A 14729-nucleotide genomic window follows, 5' to 3' on the forward strand; every position below is an offset into this window, starting at 1 on the left:
ATTTAGGTTCTGGCGCCGAGAGGTGTGAGAGTTCAAGTCTCTCCGACCGCACCATCATTGAATGAAACCCAGCTTTTTAGCTGGGTTTTGTTTTTTATCTGGAATATGTAAATCTGATAACTCCGTCACCAAGTATTTCTCCCTATCTAATCACTTCATGACTTTTTTATAAGACAATGTCTGCTCCATTTTCTAATTGAGTATGACTGCCCTATGAAAAACCTCACCCTAACGATCGGTTGCTACACAGACACTCCCAGTAAAAGCCAAGGCGTATATCAGGCTCAATTAGACTTGGAAAGCGGAAAGCTATTACCTTTAGAGCTCGTTGCAGAGTGCACTAACCCGTCTTTTGTCGTAGCGACAAAACTTGGCATCTATACCGCGTCTGAAATTGATCAGCCAAAACAGCCGCAGCTGATTCATATTCCTAGCCCTAACTCAAAGACGGTTAAGAACTCCGGTACTATCGCTGGCGGTCACCCCTGTCACATCACGATAGATCCACACAATAAGTTTGCTATCACGTCGCAATACTCATCAGGCACATTCGATATTTTTAGTTTAAGTATTAATGGCAATATCGATAAGCGACTCAAAACGATTGCTATGGTGGGTTCAGGGCCGAACAAAGAGAGACAAACTAGCCCGCACGCCCACCAATGCCTGTTCTTACAAAACTCGCCACAATTTGTCACCGTCGACCTTGGCGCTGATCGAATCAACTTCTATTGCTTTGATGAAGAACAGGAAGAGTTTCTAGACGAGCCTATGCAGTCTATTAAAGTGCCAGCCGGCAATGGACCTCGCCATTTAATCTTTAACAAAGCAGAAGACAGAGCCTATGTGATCTGTGAGCTCTCTGAATCGATACTTATGTTGGAAAAGGCTTTGGGTGTATGGAATATCGTAGAAGAAATTGATGCGCTTCCCAATATGGAGAAAGGAGAAGCTACGGCTGCGATAAAACTATCGCCAGATGAGCAATTCCTCTATGTATCTTGTCGACACCAATCAAGGATCAGTTGCTTCAGAATCGAGCCTACAATAAAAATGCCTATTTTTATTGATAGCTATAATACTGAAGGCAACTTCCCTCGCGATTTTCATATTACTGACTGCGGACGATGGGTTATCGCAGCAAACCAACACTCCAATAACATCACCTCATTCAAACGAAATAATGAGGATGGGTCTTTGGTTTATACAGGATACTCTTTAGAGATCGACGCACCGGTTTGCGTTACACAGCAGTTATAGCACTCAGCACCAAACAAAAAAGGAGAGCATCTGCTCTCCTTCTCTATATAGATAATCTGAACTAATAAATTAAAGGCCTAAGGCGTATTTCAATACTTGGGTTTTAATCGGCCCAGAGTTCTCTGCTAATTTTAGCGCAGCATTACGTGCAAACTTGAGCGGACCAATGTCGTTGCTGAATGTCTTGTAGAAAAAATCCATGCCACTCTGCATCATTAGGTTGTCGCCTCTTCTCATCACTTCATAACGTTTTGCTACAAACTGATTCAATTCACCCTTTTCGTTGGTGACATCCAACAGTACTGATACATCTTTAAAGCCTAAGTTAACACCCTGCCCTGCCAATGGGTTGATCGTATGTGCAGAGTCCCCGACTAAAATACAGTTATTCTTCGAATATGATTGAGCATGACGTCGTGTCAGAGGAAAAGAACCCGAATTCAAGACTTTAATATCACCTAACTCTTTAGGAAAGTGAGAAAGTACTTCGTTACGTAGTTTTTCAGGGGTCATTGCTGACAGTTGCTTAATACGCAGTGGAGAATCATACCAAACTAATGACCCCTGCCCGATTTCTTGACCGTCAGAGGTTAGAGAACACAAAGGCAAAAATGAACGAGGACCACTTGGTAAAAACTGCTGCCAAGTAATATCTTGCTGAGGCTGCTCGGTTTCTACGTTGATAAGCATACAGTGCTGGCGGTAGTCCCAAGCAGTAATACCGATACAAGCTTGTTGACGAACGGCTGAATTCGCGCCATCAGCACCAACCACCCACTTCGCAGACAACTCAGCCCCTGATTGAAGCTTTACGATATTGATTTCACCAAACTCAATCACATCGAGCTTTTCTGGGCATAACAGTTCGAGATTGTCGTAGGCATCAAATTGAGACCATAAACCTAATTGAATGAGTCTGTTCTCAACGATATAGCCCAAACGAGGAAGGTCTAGTGAGGCAGCATCAAATCGAGTACGACACTCTGGGTGCTCCCACGTCTCTAAACGTTTATAAGAACACACTCGCATTGCTGCAATACTTTGCCATGCACCAAGATTTTCAAGCAAATCGACCGATGCTTGAGAAATCGCTGACACACGAATGTCCATCGCTTGCCATTCATCAAAAGCTTGTGGGGCAAAACCTTCGATCACCGCAACACTCAGACCTTGCTTTGCAAAACCGATTGCTGTTGCTGCGCCAACCATGCCGCCACCGACTACTACAATATCGTAACTGTTCATATTTTGTACTTATCAGTTTGATTCTTTGACTGTTTTTGATTGTACTTTTTCATAACTAACTTGTAACCAAAAACCTTATTCGAAAAAAGGGTTATCCCTTATGGCATATGGCGTTAACGATAATAAAAACCACTACATAAGAGATTTGTTCAGACTACTAGTCAGTCGGTTTTGAAACCAGTACAATACGCCGCTTGCCGCTAGAGCCTGTCATAAAATTGAATACTGAATTATGACATATGGAGCTAGCGGATGAATAATGGGCGATTTGCTCCCTTAAATTAAACTAACGATCGAGCGAACATATAATGAGTAAGAAACTGCTAATTAAAACTTGGGGCTGTCAGATGAATGAATACGATTCATCAAAAATGGCCGACCTGCTTAACGCTGCAAATGGCTATGAGCTAACTGAAGTACCTGAGGAAGCAGACGTACTACTATTGAATACTTGTTCTATCCGCGAAAAAGCACAAGAAAAAGTATTCCACCAGCTTGGTCGTTGGAAAACGCTTAAAGATAAGAAAGAAGGTGTGGTGATCGGTGTGGGTGGCTGTGTAGCGACTCAAGAGGGTGATCACATTCGTCAACGTGCACCTTACGTAGACGTTATCTTTGGCCCACAAACACTGCACCGTCTGCCAGAGATGATTAAATCATCACTGTCTAACGAAAAGCCAGTAATGGACATCTCTTTCCCAGAGATCGAAAAGTTCGATAACCTGCCTGAGCCAAAAGCTGAAGGTGCGACGGCATTCGTTTCTATCATGGAAGGTTGTTCTAAATACTGTACTTACTGCGTTGTACCATACACACGTGGTGAAGAAGTTAGCCGCCCAATGGATGATGTACTGTTCGAAGTGGCTCAACTTGCAGAGCAAGGCGTACGTGAAGTTAACCTACTAGGTCAGAACGTAAACGCATACCGCGGTCCAACACACGAAGGCGATATCTGTTCATTCGCAGAACTGCTTCGTCTTGTTGCTTCTATCGATGGTATCGACCGTATTCGTTTCACAACTAGCCACCCGCTTGAGTTTGGTGACGACATCATTGAAGTTTACAAAGATACTCCTGAACTAGTGAGCTTCCTTCACCTGCCAGTACAAAGTGGTAGTGACCGTATTCTTACGATGATGAAGCGTCCACACACGGCTATCGAGTACAAGTCTATTATCCGTAAACTGCGTAAAGCTCGTCCTGATATTCAAATCAGTTCTGACTTTATCGTTGGTTTCCCTGGTGAGTCTAAACAAGACTTCCAAGATACAATGAAGTTAATTAAAGAAGTTGATTTCGATATGAGCTTCAGCTTTGTTTTCTCTCCTCGTCCGGGTACGCCAGCGGCAGATTACCCATGTGACGTACCAGCACAAGAGAAGAAAGATCGTCTATACGAACTGCAACAAACGGTAAACACACAAGCTATGCGCTTCTCTCGTCTAATGCTAGGCACAGAGCAACGTATCCTTGTTGAAGGTCCATCAAGAAAGAACCTAATGGAACTTCGCGGCCGTACAGAAAACAGCCGTGTTGTGAACTTCGAAGGTTCTGCAGACCTAATCGGCCAGTTCGTAGATGTGAAGATCACTGAGGTTTACACCAACTCACTACGTGGTGAGCTAGTTCGCACAGAAAAAGACATGGGTCTACGCGTTGTTATGACTCCAGCAGAAATGATGGAAAAAACAAAACGTGAAGACGAGCTAGGTGTAGCGACATTTACACCGTAGGCAATACAACTGTTTGAGCACAAAGCGCAAACACAAAGCTTGAAATTACCTAACTAAGTGACCATCTTAGAAATAGGGATATCACAATCAAAAGCCCGGTCTAAATCGGGCTTTTTGCTCTTTGTTTTATTTAAGAGCGAGTGGCACAAAATGAGAGGCTAATTTGAGCAATAAAATCGTTACCTTAGAGATAAATCTAGAGCCAGCCGACAACAAGCGCTTGGCTAGCTTATGCGGACCATTCGACGACAACATCAAACACCTTGAGCGTCGTCTTGGCGTTGAGATTAATTACCGAAGCAACTTCTTCACCATCGTTGGTAAGCCTCACACAGCAGCCGCTGCTTTAGACATCATCAAACACCTCTATGTTGAAACGGCTCCAGTTAAAGGCAACATAATCGATATCGAACCAGAGCAAGTGCATCTGGCGGTCACCGAATCTGGCATTTTGGAACAACACGTCGAGTCTGAAATCGAGTACGGCAAAGAAGTGACCATTAAGACTAAAAAAGGCGTCATCAAACCTCGTACGCCAAACCAAGCACAGTACCTAATGAACATGGTCACCCATGACATCACCTTTGGTATTGGGCCAGCAGGTACAGGTAAAACCTATTTAGCCGTTGCAGCAGCAGTTGATGCACTTGAACGCCAAGAGGTTCGCAGGATCCTACTGACTCGCCCTGCTGTAGAAGCCGGTGAGAAGCTTGGGTTCCTACCGGGTGATTTAAGCCAGAAAGTCGACCCATATTTGCGCCCACTTTACGATGCACTGTTTGAGATGCTCGGTTTTGAACGTGTTGAAAAGCTGATTGAACGTAACGTGATTGAAGTCGCTCCACTGGCTTACATGCGTGGCCGTACACTAAATGATGCATTTATCATTCTTGATGAGAGCCAAAACACCACGGTAGAACAGATGAAAATGTTCTTAACCCGTATCGGTTTTAATTCGCGTGCAGTTATCACAGGTGACATTACGCAAATCGATTTACCTCGTGGAGCGAAGTCTGGTCTACGTCATGCAACTGAAGTGCTGAGTGAAGTGGATGACATCAGCTTTAATTTCTTCATGTCTGAAGATGTGGTTCGTCACCCTGTTGTTGCTCGTATCGTCAACGCCTACGAGAAATGGGAAGCGAAAGACCAGAAAGAGCGCAAAGAGTTTGAAAAGCGTAAACGTGAAGAGCGCGAAGCCAAACTTCTTGAGGCTCAGCAGGCAGTTACGACACAATTAGCAACACAAAATAGTTCTGTGATTACAGAACAAGGTGATAAATAGATGTCTATTGAACTAGACCTGCAAATAGCAGTCGAAAATGAGCAAGGTCTTCCAACTGAGCAAGATATTCAGCTTTGGTTGGACAAGACAATTTCTCAGTTTCAAGAGAACGCTGAGTTGACGGTTCGTATCGTTGATACGCAAGAAAGCCACCAGCTCAATCATGAATACCGTGGCAAAGACAAGCCAACTAACGTGCTGTCTTTTCCATTCGAGGCACCTCCAGGGATCGAGCTAGATCTGCTAGGCGACCTCATTATCTGCCGTCAAGTTGTCGAAAAAGAAGCAGAAGAGCAAAGTAAGCCTCTGCTAGCACACTGGGCTCATATGGTTGTACATGGCAGTCTGCATCTGCTAGGTTATGATCATATCGAAGATGATGAAGCAGAAGAGATGGAATCACTCGAGACAGAAATCATGCAAACTATGGGGTTTGAAGACCCGTATATTCTAGAAAAGTAAATTGATTCTAGTAAAGTAGGTTGCAGAGAAACAATAACTCATCGAACCTGTGATTTCCGCAGGAATCTGAGTTGTAACGTGTGCTATCACACTTCTGATAGCGTTATTTTTTGAGAAATCATGAACGAAGGTAACCCCCCCACTTCTGAGGGAAGTAAAAAATCTGAAGGTCCGAGTAGAAAGTCCTTCTTTGAACGCCTAGGCCAACTATTTCAAGGTGAAGTAAAAGATCGCCAAGAGCTCGTGGATGTAATCCGCGACTCAGAAATTAATGACCTAATTGACCACGACACGCGCGACATGCTCGAGGGTGTAATGGAAATTTCAGAGATGCGAGTACGCGATATCATGCTGCCTCGCTCTCAAATGGTTACAGTTGAACGCACCGATGATTTAGATACATTGATTGCGCTTATTACTGATGCTCAACACTCTCGCTACCCAGTGATCAGTGAAGATAAAGACCATGTTGAAGGCATTCTATTAGCGAAGGACCTACTTAAGTATTTGGGTTCAGAAAGTGCCCCATTTGATATCGAACAAGTGATTCGCCCTGTCGTAGTTGTTCCTGAAAGTAAGCGAGTTGATCGCCTGCTTAAGGAGTTCCAAGAAGAGCGTTACCACATGTCTATCGTTGTCGATGAGTTTGGCGGAGTTTCTGGCCTAGTAACCATTGAAGATATCCTCGAAGAAATCGTTGGTGAAATTGAAGACGAGTTCGACGATGAAGAAGAGTTAGATATTCGTAAGCTGAGTAAGCATACCTTTTCTGTAAAAGCTTTAACCACTATTGAAGAGTTTAACGATACGTTTAACACTGCCTTTAGTGATGATGAAGTAGATACAGTAGGCGGCATGGTTATGACAGCACTCGGTCACCTGCCGGTTCGTGGCGAAATTGTAGAAATTGAAAACTACCATTTCAAGATAACATCAGCAGATAACCGTCGTGTAATTCAGCTACAGGTAACCATTCCTGACGAACAGCCTCTTCCGACTATCGAAGAATAACAACTTCTCTCTAAAGAGATGACAGAAATTAGATGACTAAGACCTTTATTCATCGCCTATTACGGCCGCTTGCGGCCGTTTTTGTTGGCGCTATAACCACCCTTTCATTCGCTCCATACTCCATATGGCCTCTTGCTATTCTCAGCCCAGCTTTGTTGCTGTTACTGATCCACAACCGCTCTCCTAAAAGCGCGCTTTGGATTGGCTACGCATGGGGTTTAGGCCAATTCACGACAGGTATCAGCTGGGTATACGTCAGCATTGATGGTTTTGGTGGCATGCCACTGGCGGCTAATCTATTTTTGATGGCATTGCTCGTTGGCTACCTAGCTGTTTATTCAGGTCTGTTTACCTGGAGTTTGAACAAGTTCTTCCCTGTTAATAATCTAAGCCGCTGTTTCCTCGCTGCTCCAGCATTGTGGTTAGTCAGTGATTGGCTACGTGGCTGGGTAATGACGGGCTTCCCTTGGCTTTGGTTGGGCTACAGCCAAATCGATTCGCCATTAGGTTCATTTGCACCGATTGGCGGCGTAGAGCTAGTAACTCTAGCGATCATTGTTTCAGCCTCTGCATTCGCTTATGCGATTGTTAACAGGGCTTGGAGTATCGCTATCATTCCCGCCGTCGTATTTAGTGCAGGTTTTGGTATTCGAAATATCGATTGGGTCACGCCGAACCCGGAAAAAACTACGTCAGTCGTTTTAATACAAGGCAACGTCGATCAAGACAGTAAATGGCTACCAAGTCATCGCTGGCCGACCATGATGAAATACACCGACCTCAGCAGAGAAAACTGGGATGCGGATATCATCATCTGGCCTGAAGCCGCTATTCCTGCTTTTGAAGTCGAGATACCCTCTTTTCTGCGCAACATAGACAGCGCTGCTAAGATGAATAACAGCTCAATCATCACAGGTGTACTGAATCAGTCTGAAGACAAGAAGTACTACAACAGCGTTCTCTCACTTGGTGTAAACCCATACGGTGAATACAGCTACGATCCAGACGAGCGCTATCATAAACATCACCTACTGCCATTTGGTGAGTTTGTACCGTTTGAGGACATATTGCGCCCATTGGCACCATTCTTTAACTTGCCAATGTCTTCGTTCAGTCGTGGTGATTTCATCCAACCAAACATCGTGGCCAACGGTCGTCATCTTGCGCCTGCGTTGTGTTACGAGATCATCTTTAATGATCAAGTTAGGCAGAATGTGACTGATGAGACTGACTTTATCCTCACACTCTCCAACGATGCGTGGTTTGGTCGTTCGATTGGGCCATTGCAACATATGGAAATCGCACAAATGCGGGCTCTGGAGCTTGGTAAGCCGCTTATTCGCTCTACCAACAATGGTGTGACGGCGGTGACAGATTACAAAGGCAACATCATCAAACAAGTGCCTCAGTTTGAAACGGCCGTATTAAAAGCTGAACTCATTTCAACGGATGGTCAAACGCCTTATCACACAGTAGGTACTTGGCCGCTGTATATATGGGCGATGCTCAGCTTGGTGATTGGTTGGCTAATAAGAAAGCCCAAAAGCTAGATTCGAGATTCGAGATTCGAGATTCGAGATTCGAGATTCGAGATTCGAGATTCGACGAAAGGTGATTGGAGGGTTGACTGATTGAGTCAACCCTTTTTATTACTGTGGTTTTGCATTGATACTGTACGGTTCAGGAGCTTACGGCTTAAGGGCCTTACGACTAAACCCTTTAGAGCCACATTTAATACATGGAATGATATTGGTTGGGTGGTTATATTCAGTTTGGTAACCACACTCGTCACATACCAAGGTTCCTAAGCCTATGACTTCACCCGCTTGATACAACCCCTGATGCTCTAAATCTTGGAACAGTTCAACCCACTCCACCTTAGTACGATCAGTGATATCCAACAGTCCTTGCCAAATAGAGTCTGCAATCATCAAATAGAATGGACCGCTTTTACTCTCTTCATAGCTTTCGGAAAACTCTTTTAAGTCCGACTTCACGTAGGCAGAAATCAATGAAAGCTCGTCTTTAGTCATATCATTAGCTGCTTTCGCATACTTGCCTGACGTTTCGATTTTGTTGTTGAGCTCTTCAGGACTATGCTTCAGCGTTTCAATCACCTCTTCGACGACTTCTTCATAGAGCGCTTTTTTCTTCGGCATAACAACCTCCTTAAGATAACCAACCTTTTAGTGAGCAAACGGGGGCGCTGCAATGCACTCCCGCTCACAAACAAATGCAATTCATACTCTTAAGTATAGTTGCCCTGCGAAATTCAGTGAAAATTACACAATCTACTAGGTAGCAACTGCAAGTATGAAGGGTATAACTATTGTTGTACTCAGCTCCTTTAGGTATTCTATGACGATCTGTAAGATTCTGTTCTAACCGAACTCACAAATTCCAAGATAACCGGATACCATCGATGCAAGAACAATATAACCCGCAAGAGATTGAACAAAAGGTTCAACAACACTGGGATAACAGCGAAACTTTCGTTGTAAGTGAAGACCCAAACAAAGAAAAATTCTACTGTCTTTCTATGTTCCCTTACCCAAGTGGCCGACTGCACATGGGTCACGTGCGTAACTACACCATCGGTGATGTGGTATCTCGTTTCCAACGTCTACAAGGCAAAAACGTAATGCAGCCAATTGGTTGGGATGCATTCGGCCTACCTGCAGAAAACGCAGCTGTTAAAAACAACACAGCGCCAGCACCATGGACTTACGAAAACATTGAGTACATGAAAAACCAGCTTAAACTTCTAGGCTTCGGTTACGACTGGAACCGTGAATTCGCAACATGTACTCCAGAGTACTACCGTTGGGAGCAAGAGTTCTTCACTAAGCTTTACGAAAAAGGCCTGGTTTACAAGAAGACATCTTCTGTTAACTGGTGTCCAAACGACCAAACAGTACTAGCAAACGAGCAAGTAGAAGACGGTTGCTGCTGGCGTTGTGATACTCCAGTAGAGCAAAAGAAAATTCCACAGTGGTTCATTAAAATCACGGAGTACGCTCAAGAGCTACTAGACGATCTCGACAACCTTGAAGGTTGGCCTGAAATGGTTAAGACCATGCAGCGCAACTGGATCGGCCGCTCTGAAGGTGTTGAGCTGTCTTTCGCTGTCAACGGCGAAGAAACGCCACTGGAAGTTTACACAACTCGTCCAGACACACTGATGGGTGTTTCTTACGTGGGTATCGCTGCAGGTCACCCTCTTGCAGAGAAAGCATCGAAGAACAACCCAGAGCTTGCTGCATTCGTTGAAGAGTGTCGTAACACTAAAGTTGCTGAAGCTGAACTAGCAACGATGGAAAAGAAAGGTATGGATACTGGCCTAACGGCTATCCACCCTCTTAACGGTCGTGTTGTTCCTGTTTACGTAGCAAACTTCGTTCTAATGGATTACGGCACAGGTGCGGTAATGGCGGTTCCTGCTCACGATCAACGTGACTACGAATTCGCAACTAAGTACGGCATCGACATTATCCCAGTAATCAAACCTGAAGACGGTTCTGAGCTAGATGTGTCTGAAGCGGCTTACACCGAGAAAGGCGTATTGTTCGATTCTGGTGAGTTCGATGGTCTTGCGTTCCAAGAAGCATTCGATGCAATTGCTGCGAAGCTTGAAGCTGAAGGTAAAGGTAAAAAGACAGTAAACTTCCGTCTACGTGACTGGGGTGTATCTCGTCAGCGTTACTGGGGTGCTCCAATCCCAATGGTAACCACTGAAGACGGTGAAGTTCACCCTGTCCCAGCAGACCAATTACCAGTAATTCTTCCTGAAGATGTGGTAATGGATGGCGTAACTAGCCCAATCAAGGCAGACAAATCTTGGGCTGAGACAACGTTCAACGGTGAACCTGCTCTACGTGAGACTGACACGTTCGATACGTTTATGGAGTCTTCTTGGTACTACGCACGTTACTGTTCACCACAAGCAGACGACATTCTAGATCCAGAGAAAGCAAACTACTGGCTACCAGTTGACCAATACGTTGGTGGTATCGAGCACGCTTGTATGCACCTGCTTTACTCTCGTTTCTTCCACAAGCTTCTACGTGATGCTGGTTACGTGACGTCTGACGAACCGTTCAAGCAACTACTATGTCAAGGCATGGTTCTGGCTGACGCGTTCTATCACGAAAACGAAAAAGGCACCAAAGAGTGGATTGCACCGACTGACGTAACGGTTGAACGTGACGGTAAAGGTCGCATCGAAAAAGCAGTCGACGATCAAGGCCGCGAAGTTGAACACTCAGGCATGATCAAAATGTCTAAGTCTAAGAACAACGGTATCGATCCACAAGAGATGGTAGACAAGTACGGCGCTGATACAGTACGTCTATTCATGATGTTTGCATCACCTGCAGACATGACGCTTGAGTGGCAAGAGTCTGGCGTTGAAGGAGCTAACCGCTTCCTTAAACGTGTTTGGAAATTGGTTCACGCTCATTCTTCTAAAGGTGCAGCTGAATCTGTTGACGCTTCTGCGCTATCTGGCGACCAAAAAGCACTTCGTCGTGATATCCACAAGACTATCGCGAAAGTAACGGACGATATTGGCCGCCGCCAAACGTTCAACACAGCTATCGCTGCAATCATGGAACTGATGAACAAGCTAGCGAAAGCACCTCAAGAGTCTGTACAAGATCGTGCAATTCTTGATGAAGCGCTAAAAGCAGTAGTTCGTATGCTTTACCCAATGACTCCACACATCTCTTACGAAATGTGGATTGCACTTGGTGAATCAAACGTAGACTCAGCAACATGGCCAACTTTCGATGAGAAAGCGCTAGTTGAAGACGAGAAGACTATCGTTGTAATGATCAACGGTAAGCTACGAGCGAAGCTAACGGTTGCTGCTGACGCGACAGAAGAGCAAGTTCGTGAACTTGGTCTAAACGATGAGAACGCTAAGAAGTTCCTAGATGGCCTAACGATTCGTAAAGTTATCTTCGTTCCTGGTAAGCTTCTAAACATCGTTGCTAACTAATTTCGTTAGTACAGTGCAATTGCTAAAGAATTAACGAACTTAATTCATCAAAAGCAGTCTGTAGACAGGGGAGCTAATTGCCCTGTCTACTTATTTAAGCGCTTTAGATTTGAGCCTAACAACTCAATCTAGCTAAAGCCTTTAAATAAGTATTCTACCTTCATGAGAGCCATCAAATAATGCGCCTGATTTCACTATCTTCATTGAAAGTTACTATTGTTGTTTTAACCGTCAGCCTGTTAAGTGCGTGTGGTTTCCACCTGCGTGGTGATTACTCCGTACCAGAAGAACTCAACAAGATCTCCGTAACCAGTTATGACCAATACAGTACGTTTACACGTATGATGAAAGGTCAGCTACGCATGAATGATGTAGAAATCGTGCCACCTGCTGAAAATACCCCTAACCTACACATTATTAGTGAGAGCGTTGGTGAGCGTACCCTTTCTCTATACCAAAACACTCGTGCAGCAGAAAAAGAACTGACATTTCGCGCTTCATATCGCGTAACGATCCCAGAGCTAGGCTCAAAGACATTCTCAACCAGCGTAACCCGCAGTTACCTAGACAACCCACTGACAGCACTTGCGAAGTCGGTTGAACGAGACATGATTGAAGATGAGATGCGCAAGTTGGCAACAAGCCAAATTCTTCGCCAAATGGCTCGCCTTAAAGCGACTATTGCCGCTGGTAACATGAACCTAGAAGAACTAGAGCACGTTGAAGTAAAAGAACTTGAAAAGCAATACAACATTAAAAACATCGAAGTTGAAGACGTTGAGATCGTACCGGCTTCAGAAGAGCAACCAACACTTAGCGAATCGACTGAGTAATAGGTTTATTTGATGCGTATTTTTGCTGACCGCTTATCAGAGCAACTTGCTAAACAGCTAAGCAGTGTTTACCTCATTTTTGGTAACGAGCCTCTGCTATTACAAGAAAGCCGAGAAGCAATTCAAAAAGCTGCAAAACAACAAGGTTTTGAAGAACGTCACCGCTTTGCTATTGATAGCAGTCTGGACTGGAATCAAGTCTACGACTGCACTCAAGCACTGAGCTTATTCTCTAGCCGTCAAGTCATCGAACTTGAACTGCCAGAGTCAGGCGTCAATGCCGCAATAGCGAAAGAGCTACTCGCAATCTCCGAGCATATCCACAGTGATATCTTGTTAATCTTGGTGGGCACTAAGCTCACCAAAGCTCAAGAAAGCGCTAAGTGGTTTAAGGCTCTTTCGAATCAGGGTCACTGGGTCAGTTGCCTAACGCCAGATGTCAGTCGGTTACCTCAGTTTGTCCAAGCGCGTTGCCGTCAAATCGGTTTAACGCCAGACCCTGAAGCGATTCAAATGCTGGCGCAATGGCATGAGGGTAATCTATTTGCTCTCACCCAAAGCCTAGAAAAACTGGCTCTCCAATACCCAGATGGAAAACTCACGTTAGTACGCTTAGAAGAATCGCTGAGTCGACACAACCATTTTACTCCATTCCATTGGAGTGATGCGTTATTGGCAGGCAAAGGTAACCGAGCACAACGAATCCTGCGTCAGCTAGAAGCTGAAGGTGTCGAACCCGTCATTTTATTACGTAGCATACAACGAGAGCTTGCTCTGCTATTACAAATGCAGCAACAAATGAAACAGATGCCGATTGGTCAGGTCTTCGAAAAACACCGTATCTGGCAATCTAAAAAGCCTCTTTATAACGCCGCGCTAACAAGAGTTTCGATTTCTCAATTACACTCTTTGTTCGCGTTGCTCACTCAAGCTGAATTGATGACAAAAACTCAATATGAGCAGTCGCCTTGGCCACTAATTCATCAGTTAAGCGTAGAGTTTTGTATCCCTTCAGCTTCAATACCATTCCACGCATAAAAGCGTGTTATATTCTAGGGTCAACAAGCCCTAAACAAAGCTAAATTCAGATTAAAGGAACACCCAGTGTTACGTGAAGAACTAAAAGATTTTCTTGCAGACAAAGCCGACGACATGAAAGCAGAATCGATTGTAACTATCGATGTAGAAGGCAAATCAAGCGTTACTGATTACATGATTGTTTGTACTGGCACCTCTAAACGCCATGTTGCCTCTATTGCACAGCATGTTGCTGATGAAGTGCGTAAAGCGGGTATGCAACCTCTAGGTATGGACGGTCAGCAAGAAGGTGAATGGGTTGTTCTAGATATGGGCACAAGCATGCTTCACGTTATGCAAGAAGAGCATCGTGAGCTGTACCAACTAGAAAAACTTTGGGGCTAAGCTTTGAAGATCCAGTTAATCGCAGTTGGCACAAAAATGCCAAAGTGGGTTGAAGAAGGGTTTAAAGAATACAAACGTCGCTTCCCTCACGATATGCCGTTAGAGCTCATTGAAATTACTGCAGGAAAGCGCGGTAAAAATGCCGATATTGCACGCATTCTTCAGAAAGAAGGTGAAGCGATGCTGGCAGCGGTGCCAAAAGGCAACAGAATTGTCACGCTCGACATCCCAGGTAAAAAATGGGATACACCACAACTGGCTGAGCAACTGGAAAGCTGGAAGTTGGATGGACGTGACGTTTCTATCCTGATTGGCGGGCCTGAAGGATTAGCACCGGCATGTAAAGCGGCAGCAGACCAAAGTTGGTCTCTGTCTGCGCTTACTCTCCCTCACCCATTAGTACGCGTTATCATGGCTGAAAGCTTGTATCGAGCTTGGAGCATCACTGCTAACCACCCTTATCATCGAGAATAAGCGTT

The 14729-nt window shown here is 44.6% G+C and carries 13 protein-coding genes; 11 read left to right on the top strand and 2 right to left on the bottom strand.

Annotated features, from left to right (window positions below):
• Positions 1-213: 213 nt before the first annotated feature.
• The gene (locus ACED45_RS16040) at positions 214-1260 is read left to right on the top strand and encodes a lactonase family protein (RefSeq protein WP_371714453.1); all 1047 of its coding nucleotides are present in this window, start codon (positions 214-216) and stop codon (positions 1258-1260) included.
• 69 nt (positions 1261-1329) lie between these two features.
• Here the strand turns inward: ACED45_RS16040 and ACED45_RS16045 are convergent, their stop codons facing one another.
• Positions 1330-2505 carry a 2-octaprenyl-3-methyl-6-methoxy-1,4-benzoquinol hydroxylase gene (locus tag ACED45_RS16045; RefSeq protein ID WP_371714454.1) on the bottom strand — a complete coding sequence of 392 codons (1176 nt, stop codon included), beginning with the start codon at positions 2503-2505 and terminating at the stop codon, positions 1330-1332.
• Between the two features lie 308 nt (positions 2506-2813).
• Between ACED45_RS16045 and miaB the strand changes: the two genes are divergently transcribed.
• The 5 genes from miaB (at position 2814) to lnt (ending at position 8546) form a co-directional block, all read left to right on the top strand.
• Positions 2814-4238, top strand: coding sequence for a tRNA (N6-isopentenyl adenosine(37)-C2)-methylthiotransferase MiaB (miaB, locus tag ACED45_RS16050; protein WP_012603385.1), 1425 nt, complete (start codon positions 2814-2816; stop codon positions 4236-4238).
• A 163-nt stretch (positions 4239-4401) separates the two neighbouring features.
• Positions 4402-5523 (top strand): PhoH family protein, encoded by a 1122-nt coding sequence (locus ACED45_RS16055; protein ID WP_371714455.1) that lies wholly within the window; start codon positions 4402-4404, stop codon positions 5521-5523.
• Positions 5524-5985, top strand: coding sequence for an rRNA maturation RNase YbeY (ybeY, locus tag ACED45_RS16060; RefSeq protein ID WP_132968779.1), 462 nt, complete (start codon positions 5524-5526; stop codon positions 5983-5985).
• Between the two features lie 120 nt (positions 5986-6105).
• Entirely contained in the window at positions 6106-6996 is an 891-nt protein-coding gene (gene corC / locus ACED45_RS16065) for a CNNM family magnesium/cobalt transport protein CorC (RefSeq protein WP_012603382.1), read from the top strand.
• Between the two features lie 32 nt (positions 6997-7028).
• A complete protein-coding gene (gene lnt / locus ACED45_RS16070) occupies positions 7029-8546 on the top strand; it encodes an apolipoprotein N-acyltransferase (RefSeq protein ID WP_371714456.1) in 1518 nt (505 codons plus the stop codon).
• 138 nt (positions 8547-8684) lie between these two features.
• Here lnt and ACED45_RS16075 read toward each other — a convergent pair whose 3' ends face one another.
• The gene (locus ACED45_RS16075; protein WP_371714457.1) at positions 8685-9155 is read right to left on the bottom strand and encodes a zinc ribbon-containing protein; all 471 of its coding nucleotides are present in this window, start codon (positions 9153-9155) and stop codon (positions 8685-8687) included.
• A 263-nt stretch (positions 9156-9418) separates the two neighbouring features.
• On the opposite strand from ACED45_RS16075, the gene leuS reads away from it, so the two are divergent.
• The 5 genes from leuS (at position 9419) to rlmH (ending at position 14724) form a co-directional block, all read left to right on the top strand.
• A complete protein-coding gene (leuS, locus tag ACED45_RS16080) occupies positions 9419-11995 on the top strand; it encodes a leucine--tRNA ligase (RefSeq protein WP_123284299.1) in 2577 nt (858 codons plus the stop codon).
• Positions 11996-12174: 179 nt separating this feature from the next.
• Entirely contained in the window at positions 12175-12828 is a 654-nt protein-coding gene (locus tag ACED45_RS16085) for an LPS-assembly lipoprotein LptE (RefSeq protein WP_371714458.1), read from the top strand.
• A gap of 12 nt (positions 12829-12840) precedes the next feature.
• Positions 12841-13866, top strand: coding sequence for a DNA polymerase III subunit delta (gene holA, locus ACED45_RS16090; protein ID WP_371714459.1), 1026 nt, complete (start codon positions 12841-12843; stop codon positions 13864-13866).
• A 66-nt stretch (positions 13867-13932) separates the two neighbouring features.
• Positions 13933-14250, top strand: a complete 318-nt coding sequence (gene rsfS, locus ACED45_RS16095; protein ID WP_004735247.1) for a ribosome silencing factor — start codon at positions 13933-13935, stop codon at positions 14248-14250.
• A 3-nt stretch (positions 14251-14253) separates the two neighbouring features.
• On the top strand, positions 14254-14724 hold the full coding sequence (gene rlmH / locus ACED45_RS16100; protein WP_004735246.1) for a 23S rRNA (pseudouridine(1915)-N(3))-methyltransferase RlmH: 471 nt from the start codon (positions 14254-14256) through the stop codon (positions 14722-14724).
• Positions 14725-14729: the final 5 nt, after the last annotated feature.

It is taken from the genome of Vibrio crassostreae (assembly GCF_041439375.1).
Lineage (GTDB): Bacteria > Pseudomonadota > Gammaproteobacteria > Enterobacterales > Vibrionaceae > Vibrio > Vibrio crassostreae_D.

Bases quoted from the DNA above. Each gene is read 5' to 3' on its own strand.
- ACED45_RS16040 (WP_371714453.1), top strand. From the start codon at position 214: ATGAAAAACCTCACCCTAACGATCGGTTGCTACACAGACACTCCCAGT.
- ACED45_RS16045 (WP_371714454.1), bottom strand. From the start codon at position 2,505: ATGAACAGTTACGATATTGTAGTAGTCGGTGGCGGCATGGTTGGCGCA.
- miaB (WP_012603385.1), top strand. From the start codon at position 2,814: ATGAGTAAGAAACTGCTAATTAAAACTTGGGGCTGTCAGATGAATGAA.
- ybeY (WP_132968779.1), top strand. From the start codon at position 5,524: ATGTCTATTGAACTAGACCTGCAAATAGCAGTCGAAAATGAGCAAGGT.
- corC (WP_012603382.1), top strand. From the start codon at position 6,106: ATGAACGAAGGTAACCCCCCCACTTCTGAGGGAAGTAAAAAATCTGAA.
- lnt (WP_371714456.1), top strand. From the start codon at position 7,029: ATGACTAAGACCTTTATTCATCGCCTATTACGGCCGCTTGCGGCCGTT.
- ACED45_RS16075 (WP_371714457.1), bottom strand. From the start codon at position 9,155: ATGCCGAAGAAAAAAGCGCTCTATGAAGAAGTCGTCGAAGAGGTGATT.
- leuS (WP_123284299.1), top strand. From the start codon at position 9,419: ATGCAAGAACAATATAACCCGCAAGAGATTGAACAAAAGGTTCAACAA.
- ACED45_RS16085 (WP_371714458.1), top strand. From the start codon at position 12,175: ATGCGCCTGATTTCACTATCTTCATTGAAAGTTACTATTGTTGTTTTA.
- holA (WP_371714459.1), top strand. From the start codon at position 12,841: ATGCGTATTTTTGCTGACCGCTTATCAGAGCAACTTGCTAAACAGCTA.